Source organism: Pseudomonas sp. B21128 (assembly GCF_044218865.1).
In the GTDB taxonomy this organism is placed as follows: domain Bacteria; phylum Pseudomonadota; class Gammaproteobacteria; order Pseudomonadales; family Pseudomonadaceae; genus Aquipseudomonas; species Aquipseudomonas iridis.
The window spans coordinates 2,659,898-2,678,427 of record NZ_CP162590.1; the positions used below are offsets into that span (position 1 = coordinate 2,659,898).

The 18,530-nt window shown below is 60.3% G+C and carries 18 protein-coding genes; 9 read left to right on the forward strand and 9 right to left on the reverse strand.

The window, feature by feature from the left end:
• Nucleotides 1-54 precede the first annotated feature (54 nt).
• The 3 genes from AB4P91_RS11815 to AB4P91_RS11825 form a co-directional block, all read right to left on the reverse strand.
• A complete protein-coding gene (locus AB4P91_RS11815; protein ID WP_395604845.1) occupies nucleotides 55-651 on the reverse strand; it encodes a superoxide dismutase in 597 nt (198 codons plus the stop codon).
• A 175-nt stretch (nucleotides 652-826) separates the two neighbouring features.
• Complete coding sequence (locus AB4P91_RS11820) at nucleotides 827-1,429, reverse strand: LysE/ArgO family amino acid transporter (RefSeq protein WP_150592809.1); 603 nt, start codon at nucleotides 1,427-1,429, stop codon at nucleotides 827-829.
• Between the two features lie 5 nt (nucleotides 1,430-1,434).
• Nucleotides 1,435-1,836 (reverse strand): ACT domain-containing protein, encoded by a 402-nt coding sequence (locus AB4P91_RS11825; RefSeq protein ID WP_150595702.1) that lies wholly within the window; start codon nucleotides 1,834-1,836, stop codon nucleotides 1,435-1,437.
• A 95-nt stretch (nucleotides 1,837-1,931) separates the two neighbouring features.
• Here AB4P91_RS11825 and AB4P91_RS11830 point away from each other — a divergent pair, with 95 nt between their 5' ends.
• From AB4P91_RS11830 to AB4P91_RS11845, 4 genes are all read left to right on the forward strand, one after another.
• The gene (locus AB4P91_RS11830; protein WP_395604846.1) at nucleotides 1,932-2,831 is read left to right on the forward strand and encodes a LysR family transcriptional regulator ArgP; all 900 of its coding nucleotides are present in this window, start codon (nucleotides 1,932-1,934) and stop codon (nucleotides 2,829-2,831) included.
• Between the two features lie 94 nt (nucleotides 2,832-2,925).
• Nucleotides 2,926-3,918, forward strand: a complete 993-nt coding sequence (locus AB4P91_RS11835) for an NAD(P)-dependent oxidoreductase (protein WP_150592812.1) — start codon at nucleotides 2,926-2,928, stop codon at nucleotides 3,916-3,918.
• Nucleotides 3,919-4,043: 125 nt separating this feature from the next.
• The gene (locus tag AB4P91_RS11840) at nucleotides 4,044-4,898 is read left to right on the forward strand and encodes an ATPase (protein WP_150592813.1); all 855 of its coding nucleotides are present in this window, start codon (nucleotides 4,044-4,046) and stop codon (nucleotides 4,896-4,898) included.
• Nucleotides 4,899-5,052: 154 nt separating this feature from the next.
• Complete coding sequence (locus tag AB4P91_RS11845) at nucleotides 5,053-5,901, forward strand: cache domain-containing protein (protein WP_150686933.1); 849 nt, start codon at nucleotides 5,053-5,055, stop codon at nucleotides 5,899-5,901.
• Nucleotides 5,902-5,960: 59 nt separating this feature from the next.
• Here AB4P91_RS11845 and AB4P91_RS11850 read toward each other — a convergent pair whose 3' ends face one another.
• A complete protein-coding gene (locus AB4P91_RS11850) occupies nucleotides 5,961-7,478 on the reverse strand; it encodes an MDR family MFS transporter (RefSeq protein WP_395604847.1) in 1,518 nt (505 codons plus the stop codon).
• Nucleotides 7,479-7,556: 78 nt separating this feature from the next.
• On the reverse strand, nucleotides 7,557-8,750 hold the full coding sequence (gene pobA / locus AB4P91_RS11855) for a 4-hydroxybenzoate 3-monooxygenase (protein ID WP_395604848.1): 1,194 nt from the start codon (nucleotides 8,748-8,750) through the stop codon (nucleotides 7,557-7,559).
• 178 nt (nucleotides 8,751-8,928) lie between these two features.
• On the opposite strand from pobA, the gene AB4P91_RS11860 reads away from it, so the two are divergent.
• Nucleotides 8,929-9,813: a helix-turn-helix domain-containing protein gene (locus AB4P91_RS11860; protein WP_150595696.1), complete on the forward strand. Its 885-nt coding sequence runs from the start codon at nucleotides 8,929-8,931 to the stop codon at nucleotides 9,811-9,813.
• A gap of 73 nt (nucleotides 9,814-9,886) precedes the next feature.
• Here AB4P91_RS11860 and AB4P91_RS11865 read toward each other — a convergent pair whose 3' ends face one another.
• Both AB4P91_RS11865 and AB4P91_RS11870 read right to left on the reverse strand, forming a co-directional pair.
• On the reverse strand, nucleotides 9,887-10,063 hold the full coding sequence (locus AB4P91_RS11865; RefSeq protein ID WP_191624002.1) for a hypothetical protein: 177 nt from the start codon (nucleotides 10,061-10,063) through the stop codon (nucleotides 9,887-9,889).
• A gap of 121 nt (nucleotides 10,064-10,184) precedes the next feature.
• Complete coding sequence (locus AB4P91_RS11870; protein WP_224790539.1) at nucleotides 10,185-11,090, reverse strand: LysR family transcriptional regulator; 906 nt, start codon at nucleotides 11,088-11,090, stop codon at nucleotides 10,185-10,187.
• A 115-nt stretch (nucleotides 11,091-11,205) separates the two neighbouring features.
• Here AB4P91_RS11870 and AB4P91_RS11875 point away from each other — a divergent pair, with 115 nt between their 5' ends.
• The gene (locus AB4P91_RS11875) at nucleotides 11,206-12,084 is read left to right on the forward strand and encodes an MBL fold metallo-hydrolase (RefSeq protein WP_395604849.1); all 879 of its coding nucleotides are present in this window, start codon (nucleotides 11,206-11,208) and stop codon (nucleotides 12,082-12,084) included.
• A gap of 45 nt (nucleotides 12,085-12,129) precedes the next feature.
• Nucleotides 12,130-12,744, forward strand: coding sequence for an NAD(P)-dependent oxidoreductase (locus tag AB4P91_RS11880; protein WP_395604850.1), 615 nt, complete (start codon nucleotides 12,130-12,132; stop codon nucleotides 12,742-12,744).
• A 322-nt stretch (nucleotides 12,745-13,066) separates the two neighbouring features.
• Here the strand turns inward: AB4P91_RS11880 and AB4P91_RS11885 are convergent, their stop codons facing one another.
• Nucleotides 13,067-13,948 carry a LysR substrate-binding domain-containing protein gene (locus tag AB4P91_RS11885; protein WP_150592820.1) on the reverse strand — a complete coding sequence of 294 codons (882 nt, stop codon included), beginning with the start codon at nucleotides 13,946-13,948 and terminating at the stop codon, nucleotides 13,067-13,069.
• A 227-nt stretch (nucleotides 13,949-14,175) separates the two neighbouring features.
• Here AB4P91_RS11885 and AB4P91_RS11890 point away from each other — a divergent pair, with 227 nt between their 5' ends.
• Together AB4P91_RS11890 and AB4P91_RS11895 are read left to right on the forward strand one after the other, a co-directional pair.
• A complete protein-coding gene (locus AB4P91_RS11890) occupies nucleotides 14,176-15,813 on the forward strand; it encodes a 5-guanidino-2-oxopentanoate decarboxylase (RefSeq protein ID WP_395604851.1) in 1,638 nt (545 codons plus the stop codon).
• Nucleotides 15,813-17,261 carry an aldehyde dehydrogenase family protein gene (locus AB4P91_RS11895; RefSeq protein WP_395604956.1) on the forward strand — a complete coding sequence of 483 codons (1,449 nt, stop codon included), beginning with the start codon at nucleotides 15,813-15,815 and terminating at the stop codon, nucleotides 17,259-17,261. The genes AB4P91_RS11890 and AB4P91_RS11895 overlap by 1 nt, the downstream gene beginning before the upstream one ends.
• Before the next feature lie 150 nt (nucleotides 17,262-17,411).
• On the opposite strand, the gene AB4P91_RS11900 is transcribed toward AB4P91_RS11895, so the two are convergent.
• Nucleotides 17,412-18,341, reverse strand: coding sequence for an AraC family transcriptional regulator (locus AB4P91_RS11900; RefSeq protein WP_042560688.1), 930 nt, complete (start codon nucleotides 18,339-18,341; stop codon nucleotides 17,412-17,414).
• Nucleotides 18,342-18,530 lie beyond the last annotated feature (189 nt).

Sequence of the window (18,530 nt, forward strand, 5' to 3'; positions counted from 1 at the left end):
CTTGCGCTGTTTCCCGACTCTTCAAGTCAGCCCACAGCAATAGTGCAATGCAGCTTAAGCGGTGAAGGTTTTGCCTTCGAACTGCTCAGCAACAAACTTCCAGTTGACCAGGTTCCAGAACGCTTCGACATACTTCGGACGAACGTTGCGGTAGTCGATGTAGTAAGCGTGTTCCCAGACGTCGCAGGTCAGCAGCGGGGTGTCGCCGCTGGTGAGCGGGTTGCCGGCGCCGATGGTGCTGGCCAGAGCCAGGGAACCGTCAGCCTTTTTCACCAGCCAGCCCCAGCCGGAACCGAAGGTGCCGATCGAGGTTTTGCTGAACTCTTCCTTGAACTTGTCGAACGAACCGAAGGCTGCGTTGATGGCTTCAGCCAGTGCGCCGGTTGGTTGACCGCCAGCGTTTGGCGCCAGGCAGTTCCAGTAGAAAGTGTGGTTCCAGACCTGAGCGGCGTTGTTGAAGATACCGCCCGAGGAAGCCTTGACGATTTCTTCCAGGGTCTTGCCTTCGAACTCGGTGCCTGGCACCAGGTTGTTCAGGTTCACGACGTAGGTGTTGTGGTGCTTGTCGTGGTGGTATTCCAGGGTTTCCTTGGAAATGTGCGGCTGCAGGGCATCGTGTGCGTAAGGCAGCGGCGGCAATTCGAAAGCCATGATAATTCTCCTAATCAGGTCTGTTGCGGTGAGCGCAAGGCCGATCACGGGCGGCCAGAAATGCACCGACGAGTTTTTACTCTTTGCGGCGCGGGTTCGGATCATAGCACCGGGGTTGCGGCTTAACCACGCAACAACTGTGTGGGATAGAGGTTCCAGAGCCTTTTGGAATAAATCAGCCCGCGATAATTAATTGACCCGCCACGGTGAACATCATCAGCGCCACGACCAGATCGAGAATCCGCCATGTGCCCGGACGTGCCAGCCAAGGCGCTAACCACGCAGCACCCAACGCCAGTGTGAAAAACCACAGCAGTGACGCACTCGCCGCACCCACCACGTAGGCTCCCGGCACCGACTGCTGAGCACCGAGCGAGCCGATCAGCAACACCGTATCCAGATAAACATGCGGGTTGAGCAGGGTCACCGCCAGCGCACTGAGCATCACCGCCCGCAGCGAACGCACGGTCTGGTTCCCGCCCTGATCCAGGCTTTGCTTCGAGAACGCCCGGCGCAGCGCCTGACTGCCGTACCAGATCAGGAAGGTCGCGCCGCCCCAGCGGGCGATCGCCAGCAGCGTCGGACTCTGCGCCAGAATCGTCGCCAGACCGAACACCCCGGCCGCCACCAGCAGCGCATCGCACACCACGCACAGCGCCGCCACCGGCAGGTGGTGTTCACGTCGCAGGCTTTGCGCCAGGACAAAGGCGTTTTGCGTGCCGATCGCCATGATCAGCCCCAACGCCACCAGCAAACCATTCACATAGCTTTGCCACATAAGATTTACTCCGCGTTGGCTGCGAGATCGCGCAGCACTTGCATGGCGCGTTCGGCGTCGGCCTGGCCGACAAACACATGATCGTGGTAGTAACCGGCGATCACGTTGCAACTGATTCCGGCGTTGCCCAATGCGGTGGCGAACGCGGCGGTGAGACCGACAGCTTCCAGCGCCGAATGCACGTTGAGGGTGATCCACGCTGCCACGTAGTCAAAGCTGAAACCGGCCTGCTCGGCGTGGGAACGTTCGAGAATCACGGTCAGCCCTTCCTGTTCACGAAAGCTGCCGACGATCTCCAGACCGCTCGGCAACTGGCTGTCGCGCAGGGTGCAGAACACGTAGTCGCCGGCATTGAGTTGCGGACTCATGCTGCGCAGCAAGGTCGAGAGCGAGGTTTCGCCAGCCATTGGGTAGTCCTTGATAAAGAGTGCTTGCTGGCTATTGTCCGGTCGAAAGCTGTATAAGAAAAACCAATAATGCTGATCGCTCATTAGGAAAACTGATGTTCGACTATAAATTGCTTTCCGCTTTGGCCGCCGTGGTCGAGCAGGCCGGATTCGAACGCGCAGCGCAGGTGTTGGGTTTGTCGCAATCGGCGATCTCGCAGCGCATCAAACTGCTGGAAGCGCGGGTCGGCCAACCGGTGTTGGTGCGCGGCACACCGCCGTCGCCTACCGAGATAGGCCGGCGTCTGCTCAACCATGTGCAGCAGGTACGCTTGCTTGAGCGCGACTTGCAGACCCTCGTGCCTGCATTGGATGAAGAAGGGCTGCCGGAACGCCTGCGTATTGCCCTCAACGCTGACAGCCTCGCCACGTGGTGGGCACCAGCGGTGGGGGATTTCTGCGCCGAACACCATCTGTTGCTCGATCTGATCGTCGAAGACCAGACCGTCGGCCTCAAACGCATGCGCGCCGGTGAAGTCGCCGCTTGCCTGTGCGCCAGCGAACGTCCGGTAGCAGGCGCGCGCAGTGTCTTGCTCGGCGCCATGCGCTATCGCGCACTGGCCAGCCCGGCGTTCATCGAGCGACATTTCCCCGATGGCGTGCGCGCCGAACAACTGCCGCGCACCCCGGCGCTGGTGTTTGGCCCGGACGATTTCCTTCAGCATCGCTATCTGGCATCGCTGGGCGTGGATGGCGGTTTCGAGCACCATTTGTGCCCGTCCTCCGAAGGCTTTATCCGGCTGACTGAGGCCGGTCTGGGCTGGGGCCTTGTGCCAGAACTGCAAGTGCACGAGCAATTGCAACGCGGCGTGTTGCGCGAACTGTTGCCAGATAAACCGATTGATGTGCCGTTGTACTGGCATCATTGGCGCAATGGCGGTCAACTGCTGAGCTTGCTGACCGAGCAATTGGTACGTTCTTCAGCGCAATGGCTGGTGCCCTTGAAGCAGCTGTAAGCGTCAAGCTGCAAGCGGCAAGTGAAGCTTGCGCACTGTTTTTATCTTGCAGCTCGAAGCTTGAAGCTCGCAGCTGGTTTTGTTGGAGCTCTACATGAAAATTCTGGTCACCGGCGCAAGCGGCTTCATTGGCGGGCGCTTTGCGCGTTTCGCCCTGGAGCAGGGCCTGGACGTGCGGGTCAACGGCCGCCGCGCCGAGAGCGTCGAGCATCTGGTGCGCCGTGGCGCCGAGTTCGTCCCCGGTGATCTGACCGATCCGCAACGGGTGCGCGATCTCTGCGCCGACGTCGAGGCCGTGGTGCATTGTGCTGGCGCCGTCGGATTGTGGGGCCGTTATCAAGACTTCCATCAGGGCAATGTGCAGGTCACCGAAAACGTTGTCGAAGCGTGCTTGAAACAACGGGTTCGCCGTCTCGTGCATTTGTCCTCGCCATCGATTTATTTCGATGGTCGCGATCACCTGGGCCTGACAGAAGAACAGGTGCCCAAACGCTTCAAGCATCCCTATGCCGCGACCAAGTACCTGGCCGAGCAAAAAGTCTTCGGCGCACAGGAATTCGGCCTGGAAACCATCGCCTTGCGCCCGCGCTTCGTGACGGGCGCCGGCGACATGAGCATTTTTCCGCGCTTGCTGAACATGCAGCGCAAGGGCCGTCTGGCGATCATCGGCAACGGCCTGAACAAGGTCGATTTCACCAGCGTGCACAACCTCAACGAAGCGCTGCTCAGCAGTCTGCTGGCGGCGGGCTCCGCGCTGGGCAAGGCCTACAACATCAGCAACGGCGCGCCCGTGCCTTTATGGGACGTGGTCAATTACGTGATGCGCAAAATGGACGTGCCACAGGTCACCAAGTACCGATCCTACGGGCTCGCCTACAGTGTCGCGGCGCTGAACGAAGGTGCCTGCAAACTCTGGCCGGGGCGTCCCGAGCCGACGCTGTCGCGGTTGGGCATGCAGGTCATGAAGAAAAACTTCACCCTCGACATCAGCCGCGCACGGCATTATCTGGACTACGATCCGAAAGTCAGCCTGTGGACGGCCCTCGACGAGTTCTGCGGTTGGTGGAAAGCTCAGGACATTCGCTGAAACGCGTTGATACCTATCGGCCGGCCGGCAATGAACCGCATCGGCGCTTTAGGGTCAATCCTGCGGCTGCGGCGGTTATACTTCGCAGCATTTAGCCATCACCGCGATTCACAAAGGTTGCCTCAATGTCCATGCGTAATGATGCCCACGACGATTTCGATGATGTACCGAGCCTGCGTGCCGACACCTTCGACGACGATGACATTCCGACCACTTCCCGCACCGCCGTGCACTCGCGTACACCGCCGGTGGTCACGGTCAAGGCCGCCAGCACCGGGCCGCTGTGGGCGTTGGTCGGCGCACTGTTCTTCGCGTTCATCGGCTTGGCATGGTGGAGTTTTCAGCAGATCTCGCTGATGGAGCAGCAACTGGTGGCCACCCAGGAAAGTTTCGCGCGGATCAGCGAGGAAGCGGCAGGGCGCTTGCAGGATATTTCCGGCAAGGTTGTCGCCAGCCAGACCAACGTCAGCACCGACAGCGAAGCCTTGAAGCTGCAGATCAAACAGCTGGAAAGCAAGCTGCTCGATCAAGGCAAACAGCAGCAGGGTGTGGCGGGGCAGGCCAGTGATCTGGACAAGCGTCTGGCGCAGATGAGTGCCCAGACCACCGAGCAGCAGGCTGCCAATACTCAACTGCAAGCGCAGGTAAAAGCCCTGAGCGCAGAGCTGGCAACCATTAAAAGCACGCCGGCCGACACCAGTAAGGTCGACGCTCAGCTCAAGGCTTTCGATGCGCAGTTCAAGAGCCTTGGCGCGGATATCGCGGCCTTGAAGAAGCAGGGTAACCCGAGCGCCGAGATTGATCGTCTGGCGCAGGAAATCGTCGTCCTCAAAAGCATGCAGGACAACCGTCCGGCCACGCCACAGGGGGGCGGCAATACGGCGGAGTTCGATGCGTTTCGTGGCCAGATGACCCGCAACCTCAACACGCTGTCGGCGCAGATCCAGAACCTGCAGCAGCAGATCAATGCGCGGCCGTAACGCTTGATCAACTGCAGCGAAGAGCCCTTGCGGTGAGGGCATCGATTCCCCTCACCGCACTGGGCTCTGCAATCCCCTGCATCATTCTGAATATCCATACATGACCCCAACCCGTCTACGCTCTTGTAACACCAACAAGAACGAGGGATGCGTCATGGGGTTTTTGCATAAAGTGGCCTGGCTCGGCGTGATGCTGTTCATGGGGTTGGGGCAAGCCAGCGCCGCGACCACCGAGAAGGATGACAGCAAGGCCGCTATTGCCCTGCTGGAAAAAGCACTGGCCTATTACCACGACAACGGTGACAAGGCGTTCGCCGCGTTCAGTCGCCAGGGCGAGTTTGTCGACAAGGACCGCTACGTGTTCGTGGTCGACACCAAAGGCGTGATGCTCGCCAGTGGCGGCCCGTCATCGGCGCTCATCGGCCGCGATGTCAGCGAAGTGCTCGGCCCTGATCTGCAAAAAGCCTTCAAGGAAGCGTTGCGGGTGCCGGAAGGCAATGGCATCCAGCAGGCCGAATACCGTTGGCAGAACTGGGCCGACGGCAAAGTCGAGCGCAAGCACGTGTTTTATCAGCGCATCGGCCAGCGCATCCTCGCGGTCGGTTACTACCTGCCCCGTGCGTCGGCAGAACAAGCCAAGGCGTTGCTCGACAAAGCCGCCACGGATCTTGGCAAAGACGAAAAAGGCACGCTGACGGCGATCAATTCGCTCAAGGGCGGTTATCTGCAGGATGACCTGTATGTGTTCGTGGTCGATCTGAATAACCAGCGCTACGTTGCCCACGGCACCAATCTGCGCCTGATCAATACCGACTTCAGCAAGATCAAGGACCCGGAAGGCAAACCGGTGGGCGAGCCGATTCTGGCGCTGATTGGCAAGCAGGATGATGGCGAATACGAATATCGCTGGAAGAACCCGGTGACCGGGAAGGTCGAAGACAAGCATGCGTACCTGAAGAAGGTCGGGCATTTTCTGGTGGCGGTTGGGTATTACAGTCCCTGATCACACAGATCCTGTGGGCGCGGGCAAGCCCGCTCCCACAGGTTTTTGCCGTGCGTGTGCTATTTCGCGCCGTGCTCACGTCCGCGCAGCAGGTTGTTTGGCATCGCAATCGCCGCCGCCAGCCCCAATAGCGACACCGCCGCGCTGACCCACAGCAAATGCCGGAAGGTCACCGCAAGCTCCGCGCGCAAGGCGTTTTGCGCATCACCCGGCGCCGCGTTCAAACCGTCCAGCAGCACGTTGCCGGAATGTCCCTCGGCCATCAGCGAACTGCTCGCCAAATGGACGAAATTCGAATCCTGCAGCAACGCCAGCAACAGCGCCGACATCAACGCCACGCCCACCGCGCCGCCCAGCGAACGGAACAGGTTAGTGGTGCTGGTAGCGACGCCAATGTCGCGTTGCTCCACCGAGTTTTGCGTGCCGACCAATGAAGTCGGGAATTGCATGCCGCCGGCAATACCGCTGAGTACCATGAACAACCCGCTCATCAGCGTCGCTTCGGGCGGGCTGAACGCCATGCCGACGATCGAGATCGGCATCAGGATCGCACCCGTCAGAATTTGCGGTTTGTAGCGCCCGGTGATGGACGTGCGCCGGCCGGCAAAAAACGCCCCGATCGGCAGCCCCATGGCCAGCGGCAGCAAGTGCAGCGCGGCGCTGTCGGCGCCGGCACCGGTGACGGTTTGAAAGCGCAGCGGCATCAACACGATCAGCGAAATCGCCTGGAAACTGGTAAAGAAAATCGTGCACCAGCACAGCAACGCATTACGGTTGGCAAACAGATGCATCGGCAACAACGGCTCCCGTGCGCGACGCTCGTGCCAGACGAAAATCGCCAACACCACGACCGCACAAGCGAACAACCCCAGCACTTCGCTGCTGCGCCACGAATGGCCCTGACCGACCTGCGTGATGCCAAGCAACAATGCCGTCAGGCCAATGATCATCAGCAGCGTGCCGAGGTAATCGATGACCGGTTTACGCTGCGGAATCGGCAGCCCGCGCAGATTGCGATTGGCCACCCACCAGGCCCCGAGGCCCAGTGGCAGGTTGATCAGAAACACCCAGCGCCACGACAGGTACTCGGTCATGTAGCCACCCAGCACCGGGCCGGCGACGCTGGCGACGGCGTACATACTGCTGAAGTAACCCTGATAGCGGCCGCGTTCGCGCGGCGGCACGATGTCGCCGATGATCGCCTGGCTGACCGAGATCATCCCGCCCGCACCGATCCCCTGAAGGATCCGCGCCAGCACCAGTTGCTCCATGCTTTGCGCCATGCCGCAGAACAACGAGGCCAAGGTAAACAGGCCCATGCCGAACAGCATCAGTTTGCGTCGCCCGTACAAATCACCGAGTTTGCCGTAGATCGGCACCGCCACGGTCATCGCCACCATGTATCCGGAAATCACCCAGGCCAGCAGGCTGACATCCTTGAACTGTGCGGAGATGGCCGGCATCGACACGGCAACGATGGTCTGATCCAGCGCGCCCAGAAAAATCGCCATCATCAGCGCAACCAGCACGCTGCGAATGGCCGGTTTGGGCGTTTCGGGATGATTGAGATGGGTCACGGGCAAACCTGCGGGCAGTGGAAGTCCCGCAGATCGTCAGGCGAGCGGGGATGCTCGCCAGTGTAAGTCGGTAGCAGGCTATTCGATAGCCTCGTACGGAAGTCCGACGTAATTTTCTGCAATGGTTTTCCGACCGGCTTCTGAACTGACGAAGTAGTCCAGTTCCGAGGCGCTGATGCGTTGGCTGAAAGCATCGTGATCGTCGAAGCGATGCAGCATCGAGGTCATCCACCAGGAAAAACGCTCGGCCTTCCACACCCGGCGCAGACAGATCTCGGAGTATTTCTCCAGTAGCTCCGTGCGGCCGTCGCGATAGACCTTCAGCAGAATGTTGAACAGTGTGCTGACGTCGCTGGCCGCCAGATTCAAACCCTTGGCACCGGTGGGCGGGACGATGTGCGCGGCATCGCCGACCAGAAACATTCTCCCGTACTGCATCGGTTCGACGACAAAACTGCGCAGCGGCGCGATGCTTTTTTCAATCGACGGACCGGTGACCAGTTTCTCTGCAAGCTCTACGGGCAAGCGGCTTTTCAGTTCATCCCAGAAGCGCTGGTCGGACCAGTCGTCGACGTTTTCGTCTGCGGGCACTTGCAGGTAATACCGGGTGCGAGTCGCCGAGCGCATGCTGCACAGGGCAAAACCACGCGCGTGGCGGGCGTAGACCAGCTCGTCATGCACGGGCGGGGTATCGGCAAGAATCCCCAGCCAGCCGAACGGATACACCCGCTCGAACACCTTCAGGCAATCAGCCGGAATCGACTGGCGGGCGACACCGTGGAAACCGTCGCAACCGGCGATGTAATCGCAATCGACACGCCAGGTTTCGCCATCCTTTTCGAAGGTGACAAAAGCTTCGTCGCTTTTCATGCCGTGAGGAACGACATCGCTCGCTGCGTAAATCGTCGTCGCCCCTGCCTCCCGACGAGCGGCCATCAGGTCGCGGGTGACTTCGGTCTGGCCATAGATCATCACGCTCTGGCCACCGGTCAAAGCGTGCAGATCGATGTGCACCTGGCGCCCGTTCAAAGCCAGATCGAACCCTCCGTGCACCAACCCTTCGGCATCCATTCGCTGACCGACACCCGCCTCACGCAACAGCTCTACCATGCCTTGTTCAAGCACACCGGCGCGGATCCGCCCGAGCACATAGTCAGGTGTCTGACGCTCGATGATGAGGGTATCGATGCCGGCGTTGTGCAGCAGTTGGCCGAGGAGCAATCCAGACGGACCGGCGCCGATGATGGCGACTTGGGTTTTTAGCGTTTTCATTGTTCTTATGACTCGCAAGCTTCACGCGACATTCGCCGGTGAATGATTTTTATGGATCGAGTGCTTGCATTTTTCCCTTGCGGGTCTGTCAATTGAAGGTGAAAACTGAGCCGATACCTGTACATTCTGCCAATCGGGGCGATTATCGCCCGCAATACAAGAGGCCTGAATTGAAGTGATGAACAAGCCCGAGCTGCCTTCGATTCCGGTGTTCAAGCTCTACGGTGAAAGCCTGGACTGGCCAACCCCTGACTTGCTGCACTGTGAAACCATTTCCTCACGCAGTCGCGAACATCAATGGGAAATCAAACCCCACCGCCACGCCGATTTGTGTCAGTTGCTCTTCGTATTCAAAGGTCAGGCAGAGCTTGAAATCGAAGGCCAGCGCACCCTGCTCGAAACACCCGCGATTCAGGTCCTGCCGCCGTTGTCGGTGCATGGCTTTCGCTTTTCCGAGGACGTTGAAGGGTTCATCGTCACGCTCGCAACGCCGCTGATCCATCACTTGCAGGCTCAACTGGGCGACGCGGTGCACGCGTTGGCGCAGGCGCATGCCTATTCGGCGGGCACCGACGGCGATTATCTGAACAGCCTGTTTTCAGCGTTGCAGGCTGAGTACAACGGTCATCAACCGGCGCGGGAAATGCTCATGCATGCGCTGGTCAGCGTGATCATGGTTTGGGTCAGTCGTCAGGCCATTGTTCGCCACAAGGCCAGCCAGCGGCCACAGCGCCAGCGCGAATACCTCAATGGCTTTATCCAACTGGTGGAAGAGACTTATCGCCAGCACGTAAAGGTTGAGGACCTGGCGCATCGGCTAGGCATTTCGGTGTCGCACCTCAACGGCACCTGCCGTGAGCTGGCGGGGCAACCGGCGTTGCAGATCATGCACGAGCGTCAGTTGCTGGAAGCCAAGCGCTTGCTCACTTACACCAGCATGACGATTTATGAGATGTCGGAATTGTTGGGGTTTTCCGATCCGACCAACTTCACGCGGTTGTTCAGGCGTCGGGTGGGGATATCGCCGAAGGCGTTTCGCGACCGGTTGAAGGCCGAGCAGTAGCGTCACAGGCGCTGCAAAAACCTGTGGGAGCTGGCAAGTCAGCTCCCACAGGATGTCATTCCAGTCAGCTGAATCAGCGCAATGCGTTCAGCGTGGCATTGTGCGGAATGCAGCGCTCGTAGTTGCAACTCGCGTATTCACGGGGCAGTTGTCGTTGCTGCTCGACCCGCCAGGCGGCAGTGCCATACAGCGCGAGCGTGGCGGCGCAGGTGATGAAAATTGCGCAGTACCTTTTTGTTTTGATGTTCATGGTGTTCGACCTCTGAACGAATACTCTGCGGTATTACTGTCAGCATAGGTCAGCGCCAAGGACTTGCCAGCCAGCGCGATGGCACATGTAACGCGACATTCAGAACAGTGATGGATCCCTGTTAGAGACCCACATCCCATTCAGGATTCTCGGGAAACCTCACCACCAGAAAATCCAGCAGACTGCGCAACGCCGTCGGCATGTGCTTGCGTGAGGCGTAGACCGCGTAGATGTTCAGCTGTCGCGGCTCGACACCAGGCAGCAGCCGAATCAATTCACCCGCATGAATAGGCCCCCCGGCCTGATACGTCGGCAGCATCGCCACCCCGGCGCCGGCCAGGGTCGCGCGTAACAGCGTGCTGGCTTCGTTGGCGCTGATGTTGCCCTGCACCGGCACGGACACCTGCTCGCCGTCCTCTTCGAAGTGCCACAGACTCTTGCCGAAATACGAGTGGGTCAGGCAGTTGTGCCGGCTGAGGTCTTCGACGCGCTGTGGCGGCGGATTTTCACGCAGATACGCCGGGCTCGCGCAGACCACCGAGCGGCACACCGTCAGGCGCCGGGCAATCAGGTTGGGGTCAAGATCGTTGCTGGTGCGAATCGCCAGGTCGATCCGCTCATCCACCAGATTCACCGTGCGATCGAGCATCTGCAGGTCAATGCTCACGCCCGGATAGCGTTTGACGTAAGCCGCCATCGCATCGGCCAGTTGCGCCTGGCCGAACGAGGTGCTGACGCTGATCCGCAGCAACCCGCGCGGCGCATCGTCGGGTTCGCTGACGGCGGCTTGCATGTCGCTCGACAGTTCGATCATTTGTCGGCAACGCGGCAGGATTTCACTGCCGGCAGCGGTCAGGCTCAATTTGCGCGTAGTGCGGTGCATCAGGCGTGCACCGACCCAGTCTTCCAGTTCTGCCAGATAACGCGAAACCACCGGGCGTGAGAGGTCCAGATGATCGGCGGCGGCCGACTGGCTGCCCAGATCCACCACCGTGACGAATACTCGCATTGCTTGGAGACGATCCATGATTTGCCCGCTTTCAGAAACAAACTATGTTCAAGCATCGCATTTTTTGTACTGAGTCAGGCAACTAAGCTCTGTCCCATCGCCAGACACGGCATTTCGGACCCTGGAGCAACAGATGATAGGCTTCACCACAATCAAACGCGTTTTACTCGCCACGGCCTCCCTCGGCTTCGCTGCCCACGCGGCCGCTGCCAGCCTTACCCTCGATGTCTATAACCCGGGCGCCCAGGCAATCTTCCCGGTGACCTCGGTGCTGGTCAGCGGCGCGAAAGACGCGATTCTGGTCGACGCGCAGTTCTGCAAATCCCAGGCTGAACAGGTGGTGGAAAAGATCCGCGCCAGCGGCAAGCACCTGAGCACCATTTACATCAGCCACGGTGATCCGGATTACTACTTCGGCCTCGATACCCTGACCAAAGCCTTCCCTGACGCCAAGGTGCTGGCCTCGCAGCCGACCGTGGATCACATCAACAAGACCGTCGAAGGAAAACTCGCGTTCTGGGGCCCGAAAATGGGCGCTGACGTGCCCGCCAAAACCATCGTGCCGGGCGTCCTCAAGGGCGACAGCCTGATGCTCGAAGGGCAGAAGTTGCAGGTGATCGGGCTGGACGGCAAACAACCGGATCGCAGCTTCGTGTGGATTCCGTCGCTCAAGGCCGTGGTCGGTGGCGTGGTCGTCGCCGAGAACATCCACGTCTGGATGGCCGACACCCAGACCGCGCAATCCCACGCCGATTGGCTGGCAACGTTGCACTCGATCGAAACCCTGAAACCGAAAACCGTGGTGCCAGGACATTACCTGGGTGATGGCAGCCGTTCGCCGGCGAGCGTTAAATTCACCGCCGACTACATTAAGGCGTTCGACGCAGAAACCGCCAAAGCCAAGGACGCCGCTGCACTGATCGCCGCGATGAAAAAGCGCTACCCGACGCTGGGCGAAGAAAGCTCGCTGGAACTGAGCGCCAAAGTCGCCAAGGGTGAGATGCAGTGGTAACCCGATTCTGAAAAAGCAGCACTCTCAAGCCAACTGGAGAATGTCATGAGCAAAATCGCAATCATTGGTGCCACCGGTCGTGCCGGTAGCCAACTGCTGGAAGAAGCCCTGCGTCGCGGTCATAGCGTCACTGCCATTGCCCGCGATACGTCGAAGATCGGTTCGCGTGCCGGTGTGGTCAGCAAGAATGTCGATGTGCTGGATTCAGCAGCGCTGCAAGATGCGGTGGCGGGACACGATGTGGTGATCACCGCCGCGCATTTCGCCACGGTGCCGGCCAGCGCCATTGTCGGGCCGGTGAAGCAGGCGGGTGTGAAACGCTTGTTGGTGGTCGGCGGTGCCGGCTCGCTGTTGCTGCCGGACGACACTCGGGTGATCGACGGTGCGGGGTTCCCGGCGGAGTACAAAACCGAGGCCAGTGCCGGTGCTGCGTTTCTTGATGCGTTGCGCCAGGAGCAGGATCTGGACTGGGCCTTCCTGTCACCGTCGGCGGAGTTTATCGAAGGTGAGCGCAGCGGCAAGTTTCGCGTCGGCGAGGATCACCTGTTGGTGAGTCAAGAAGGGCGGAGCTGGATCACCTTTGCCGATTACGCGATTGCGCTGATCGACGAGGTGGAGGCGCCGAAGCATTCGCGCCAGCGGTTTACTGTTGGGTATTGAGGCGGTTGCCCCTCACCCCAGCCCTCTCCCGGGGGGAGAGGGGGCCGACCGAGGTGTTTTGCGTGCTGCATCGACTTGAAAGATTGAGTCGATTATTGATTCGGTAGAGCACTGTCAGGTCGGCGTATCTCTCAAACATCCCTCACCCCAGCCCTCTCCCCGGGGAGAGGGAGCTGGCCGAGGTGTTTTGCGTGCTGCATCGACTTGAGCTAATCGAGTCGATTACGGATTCGGTAAAGCATTGCCAGGTCGGCGTATCTCTTAAACATCCCACGGTCAGTCCCCTCTCCCTTGGGAGAGGGTTAGGGTGAGGGGGAAGGCCTCAGCGCAAATGCGCCTGCTCAACCAGCCACAGCATCAGCTCTTCAAGTGGCGGCGAAGTTTCCCCGCCCGGCGGCACCACAACGTAATAAGCCAGCCCTGTCTTCACCTTCAGCTCAAACGGCATCACCAGTCTTCCCGCGTGCAGGTCATCACCGATGAGTGACCAATCACCGATTGCCACCCCCGTCCCATGGGACGCCATCGACATGGCCTGATCCAGCGTTTCGAAATGCTGACCGCTGCTGACATTGTTCAATTGAAGTGCGGCGGCGCTCAGCCACACCGACCAGTCCTGCACATCGTGCGTTGGATGCAGCAGCAGATGTTGCTGCAGGTCGGCGGGTGTCTTCAGCGCCGGCGAGCCTTTGAGCAGCAGTGGCGAACAGACCGGCGTCAGTTGTTCATCGAACAGATGCAACGCCCCCGGCGAGTTGTCGGGCGGTGTTCCATAAATCACCGCCGCGTCGAACTGCTCACGTTGAAAGTCGACGCCATGTTGCAACGACGCGGTCAGTTTTACCGGCACGTCCGGGCGCTCCTTCTGCCATTGCAGCAACCGTGGCAAAAGCCAGCGCATCACACAACTCGGCGCCTTGAGTTGCAGGGTCTGACGGCGCACGCCGATCTGCTCAACGGCCTCGCCAAGCAGGCCGAACATCTGTTGCACGCGCAACATCCATTCCCCACCTTCAGCTGTCAGCTTCAACCCTCGGGCCAGGCGAATGAACAGCGGATAACCCAAATGCTCTTCCAGCCCGGCGATCTGTCGGCTGACTGCACCCTGCGTGATGTGCAACTGCTCGGCAGCCCGGGTGAAGTTGCAGCACTGGGCGGTGATCCAGAACGTGTGCAGGGCGGGCAGGGGCGGCAGTCGTTTCATGTGGATCCAAGCTATGACGTGAGGACATGGCTAGTATGACTTTTAATCGATTGTTGCCGCTACCTGCGCACCGTTCCAATGAGGTCATTCCATGGACCCTGTGGGAGCGAGCTTGCTCGCGAATGCGTACTGACAGTCAGCATGGAGGTTGACTGGTACGACGCCTTCGCGAGCACGCTCGCTCCCACATGGGTTCAGCGTATCGATCAAAAAGAAGGGCAATCGACATGGCGACGTGTGGCGAAGTATTGGTCAAGTTACTCGAAGGTTATGGGGTCGAGCAGGTGTTCGGCATTCCAGGGGTGCACACCGTGGAACTGTATCGCGGGCTGGCCCGTTCGAGCATCAACCACGTCACTCCACGGCATGAGCAAGGCGCCGGATTCATGGCTGACGGCTATGCGCGCACCAGCGGCAAACCGGGTGTGTGCTTCATCATTACCGGCCCAGGCATGACCAACATCACCACCGCCATGGGCCAGGCCTATGCCGACTCGATCCCGATGCTGGTGATCTCCAGCGTGCAATCGCGCAGTCAGTTGGGCGGCGGTCGCGGCAAACTCCACGAACTGCCGAACCAGAGCGCACTGGTCGGCGGCGTTGCCGCGTTCTCCCATACGCTGATGTCGGCGGCGGAGTTGCCCGGCGTGTTGGCTCGCGCCTTTGCCCTGTTCCAGGCCGGCCGTCCGCGTCCGGTGCACATCGAAATTCCATTGGATGTGCTGGTAGAAGAGGCCGATGAACTGCTTGCCAGTGTCCCGGTCAGCATCGACCGCGCGGGTGCTGCCCCAGCGGCCGTCAGCCGCATGACCGAGCTGCTGGCCGGCGCCAGACGTCCGCTGATTCTTGCTGGCGGTGGCGCCATTGATGCCGCCGCCGAACTCACCGAATTGGCCGAGTTGCTCGACGCTCCGGTAGCGCTGACCATCAACGCGAAAGGCATGCTGGCGTCCCGTCACCCGCTGTTGATCGGCTCAACGCAAAGCCTCGTCGCCACCCGCGCATTGGTCGCCGATGCCGATGTGGTTCTGGCGATCGGCACCGAACTGGCGGAGACCGATTACGACGTCACTTTCGCCGGGGGTTTCGGGATTCCCGGCAAGCTGCTGCGCATCGATATCGACGCCGATCAGACCGTGCGCAACTATCCGCCGCATGTCGCCCTGGTCGCCGACTCGCGCAACGCCGCGCAAGCATTGCTGAGTGCGCTGTCGCACAAACCACTGGCCGAGCGCAGCAGTGATTGGGGACAGGTGCGTGCTGCGCGTCTGCGCGATGATCTGGCCGCCACCTGGGACGCACCGACGCGGGCCCAGACGCGGTTCCTCGAAACCGTGCTGCACGAATTACCGGAGGCAGTATTTGTCGGTGACTCCACACAACCGGTGTACACCGGCAACCTCACGTTCAACCCGCAGCGCCCGCGTCGCTGGTTCAACTCGTCGACCGGTTACGGCACCCTCGGTTACGCACTGCCTGCGGCCATCGGTGCGTGGCTCGGCGGCAGCACCGAGAGCGGGGTTCGCCCGCCAGTAGTCTGCCTGATCGGCGACGGTGGCCTGCAATTCACTTTGCCGGAACTGGCCAGCGCCGTTGAAGCGCGCACCCCGGTCATCGTCCTGCTGTGGAATAACCAGGGCTACGAAGAGATCAAGAAGTACATGGTCAACCGTGCCATCGAGCCGGTTGGCGTGGACATCTACACCCCGGACTTCATCGGCGTGGCCAAGGCCCTGGGATGTGCGGCCGAAGCGATCAGCTCGGTTGAACAGTTGCGTGGCGCACTCAGGGCTGCAACCGATCGCCAAGGCCCGACCGTGATTGAAATCGACCAGAGCCAGTGGATGCAGGCGGTGGCGCAATGATGACTTTCCCCACCACACTCGATGGCCTCTACATCAACGGCCAATGGTCGGCCGGCCGTGAACATCTGCGAGTGATCAACCCGGCCACCGAAGCGTTGCTGACCACGGTCATCGGCGGTGACGAGCGCGCAGTCGCTCAAGCCGTCAGCGCGGCGACTGAAGCTTTCAAGAGCTGGTCGCAAACCACGGGCGCCGAGCGCGGCGCGATCCTGCGCAACATCGCCAACGGGGTGCGCAACGGTCGCGAGCACTTGATGACATTGCAGTCGAGCAACAACGGCAAACCGCTATTCGAAGCGGCCATCGATGTCGATGACGTGATCGCCACGTTCGAGTACTACGCCGAACTCGCCGAAGGCCTCGATGCGCAACAGGACAGCAACGTGCCGCTGCCCAGCGATGATTTCAGCGCACGCCTGCGACGCGAGCCGTGCGGTGTGGTCGGGTTGATCGTGCCGTGGAATTTCCCGATGGTCACCACGGCATGGAAACTTGCGCCAGCCTTGGCCGCCGGTTGCTGCGTGGTGCTCAAACCGTCGGAAGTCACGCCGTTGCCGGAGCTGGAACTGGCGGCGATCATGGCTGAGTCCGGGTTGCCGAACGGTGTGTTCAATTTGGTCTGCGGCACTGGTCTGGCAGTGGGGGCGCCGCTGTCGGCAGATCCGCGTCTCGCCAAAATCTCCTTTACCGGCAGCAATGCGGTTGGCGTGCAGGTGATGCAGAGGGCCGCCGAAACCGTGAAGGGCGTGAGCCTCGAATTGGGCGGTAAATCCTCGCTGCTGGTGTTGGCGGATGCTGACATTGATCTCGCAGTTGAACTGGCCTGCGGCGGCGCGTTCTTCAACGCCGGGCAAATGTGCTCGGCCACCAGTCGCGTGCTGGTCGCCGAAGAGTTGGAGGAACAATTCCTCATTCGCCTGCAAAAACGTGCACAAGCGATTCGCGTGGCCGATCCGTTCGACCCGGAAGTAGAAATGGGCGCACTGGTCAATCAGGCACAATACCAGCGAGTGCTTGGGCATATTGATCGTGGGCTGAGTGCTGGCGCGAAGTTGCTCTGCGGCGGCCATCGTCCTGAACATTTGCCGCGTGGATATTTCTTGCAGCCGACCGTGTTCACTGACGTGCCGCTGGACAGTGCGCTGTGGTGCGAAGAGATTTTCGGGCCGGTGCTTTGCGTACGCAGTTTCAGCAGCGAAACCGAGGCGATTGCATTGGCCAATGACAGCCAGTTCGGTCTGGTCGCCAGTGTGGTGACCCGTGATGTCGAGACCGCCGATCGTGTCGCCAACGCCCTGCAGGCGGGTCTTGTGTGGCTCAACGCACCGCAGGTGATTTTCCCGCAAGCCGCGTGGGGCGGTTACAAGCAGAGCAGCATCGGTCGTGAATTGGGCCCGTGGGGGCTGGCGGCGTTTCAGGAAATCAAACACGTGATCCGGGCGGTTTGATCACACAGATGTGTTGACTGGACTGGCCTCTTCGCGGGCAAGCCCGCTCCCACAGGAATCGCTGTCGTGCATAAAATGTGTGCACACCAATGAACCTGTGGGAGCGGGCTTGCCCGCGAAAAGGTCCGTCGCCGCAGCAAATAATCTGGATCAGACCGACAAGCGCAACCGCGCCAGATCCCGCAACGGCGGCGCCCCAAACAATCGGCTGTATTCGCGGCTGAATTGCGACGGGCTTTCATATCCCACCCGATACCCCGCCGCCGAAGCCTCCAGCCCCTCGGCCAGCATCAAGCGCCGCGCCTCTTGCAGGCGCAACTGCTTCTGATACTGCAGCGGACTCATCGCCGTCATCGCTTTAAAACGGTGATGCAAGGTCGAGACGCTGAGGTTCACTTCTTTGGCCAGATCATCAATACGCAGCGGCTGTTCGAAGTTGCCGTTGAGCCACTTGATCGCCTGACTGATGCGATGGCTCTGGCTGTTGGCAATCGCGATCTCATACAAACGATGACCCTGCGGGCTGCGCAACAGGCGATAGAGAATCTCCCGGCGAATCAGCGGCGCGAGCATGGCGATGTCTTTCGGTGCATCGAGCAAACGCGCCAGACGCAGCACCGCGTCGAGCATCGCGCTGTCGATTTTCTCGACATACAAGCCGCGTCCGGTCGGCCGGGTCGGCACGGCCATGGGGCCGGCGTCGGCGATCAGTGCAGTGATTTCTGCCGGGTCGATATCCAGGCGTACGGCCAGGATCGGCTCTTCAGGCGACACGTTAACCACTCGCCCGCTCAACGGCATCGAAACCGAGACCACCAGGTAATTCAGCGGGTCGTAATTGAAGAACTCATCGGCCAGCCGCACCTCTTTACGACCTTGCGCCATGATGCACAGCGCCGGTTGCGCGAGCACCGGGGCGAAATCGTGGGATCGGGTGTGGCGCGACATGAACAGCGAACCGACAGCGGTCTGATAGCTGCCATCGTCGGTGGTGTTGCGGCGGATGATCGCCGCCAGTTCCGCACGCTGCTTTTCCATGTCAGCACTGGGTTCGGCTTGAAAACGATCGAATGACGTCATGCACGGCATCCTCGGCAAGGGAGGTGGAATGGAGCAGAGCATATGTTTGTGCAAGCGTCAGCGGTAGACACATCCTGCCAAATGCTTGCCTGATTCTGCACGGGGTCGCGGCGTTGATTTGTCGTCGAACCCTGTAGGAGCTGCCGAAGGCTGCGATCTGTTGATTTTTAAAGGTCAAAGGATCGCAGC

What these genes read in the sequence shown, in the direction of transcription:
- pobA (WP_395604848.1), bottom strand. Translation starts at nt 8,750, where the DNA reads ATGAAAACGCTAAAAACCCAAGTCGCCATCATCGGCGCCGGTCCGTCT.
- AB4P91_RS11815 (WP_395604845.1), bottom strand. Translation starts at nt 651, where the DNA reads ATGGCTTTCGAATTGCCGCCGCTGCCTTACGCACACGATGCCCTGCAG.
- AB4P91_RS11865 (WP_191624002.1), bottom strand. Translation starts at nt 10,063, where the DNA reads ATGAACATCAAAACAAAAAGGTACTGCGCAATTTTCATCACCTGCGCC.
- AB4P91_RS11890 (WP_395604851.1), top strand. Translation starts at nt 14,176, where the DNA reads ATGGCGACGTGTGGCGAAGTATTGGTCAAGTTACTCGAAGGTTATGGG.
- AB4P91_RS11885 (WP_150592820.1), bottom strand. Translation starts at nt 13,948, where the DNA reads ATGAAACGACTGCCGCCCCTGCCCGCCCTGCACACGTTCTGGATCACC.
- AB4P91_RS11880 (WP_395604850.1), top strand. Translation starts at nt 12,130, where the DNA reads ATGAGCAAAATCGCAATCATTGGTGCCACCGGTCGTGCCGGTAGCCAA.
- AB4P91_RS11825 (WP_150595702.1), bottom strand. Translation starts at nt 1,836, where the DNA reads ATGGCTGGCGAAACCTCGCTCTCGACCTTGCTGCGCAGCATGAGTCCG.
- AB4P91_RS11895 (WP_395604956.1), top strand. Translation starts at nt 15,813, where the DNA reads ATGACTTTCCCCACCACACTCGATGGCCTCTACATCAACGGCCAATGG.
- AB4P91_RS11835 (WP_150592812.1), top strand. Translation starts at nt 2,926, where the DNA reads ATGAAAATTCTGGTCACCGGCGCAAGCGGCTTCATTGGCGGGCGCTTT.
- AB4P91_RS11845 (WP_150686933.1), top strand. Translation starts at nt 5,053, where the DNA reads ATGGGGTTTTTGCATAAAGTGGCCTGGCTCGGCGTGATGCTGTTCATG.
- AB4P91_RS11875 (WP_395604849.1), top strand. Translation starts at nt 11,206, where the DNA reads ATGATAGGCTTCACCACAATCAAACGCGTTTTACTCGCCACGGCCTCC.
- AB4P91_RS11900 (WP_042560688.1), bottom strand. Translation starts at nt 18,341, where the DNA reads ATGACGTCATTCGATCGTTTTCAAGCCGAACCCAGTGCTGACATGGAA.
- AB4P91_RS11870 (WP_224790539.1), bottom strand. Translation starts at nt 11,090, where the DNA reads ATGGATCGTCTCCAAGCAATGCGAGTATTCGTCACGGTGGTGGATCTG.
- AB4P91_RS11830 (WP_395604846.1), top strand. Translation starts at nt 1,932, where the DNA reads ATGTTCGACTATAAATTGCTTTCCGCTTTGGCCGCCGTGGTCGAGCAG.
- AB4P91_RS11860 (WP_150595696.1), top strand. Translation starts at nt 8,929, where the DNA reads ATGAACAAGCCCGAGCTGCCTTCGATTCCGGTGTTCAAGCTCTACGGT.
- AB4P91_RS11840 (WP_150592813.1), top strand. Translation starts at nt 4,044, where the DNA reads ATGTCCATGCGTAATGATGCCCACGACGATTTCGATGATGTACCGAGC.
- AB4P91_RS11820 (WP_150592809.1), bottom strand. Translation starts at nt 1,429, where the DNA reads ATGTGGCAAAGCTATGTGAATGGTTTGCTGGTGGCGTTGGGGCTGATC.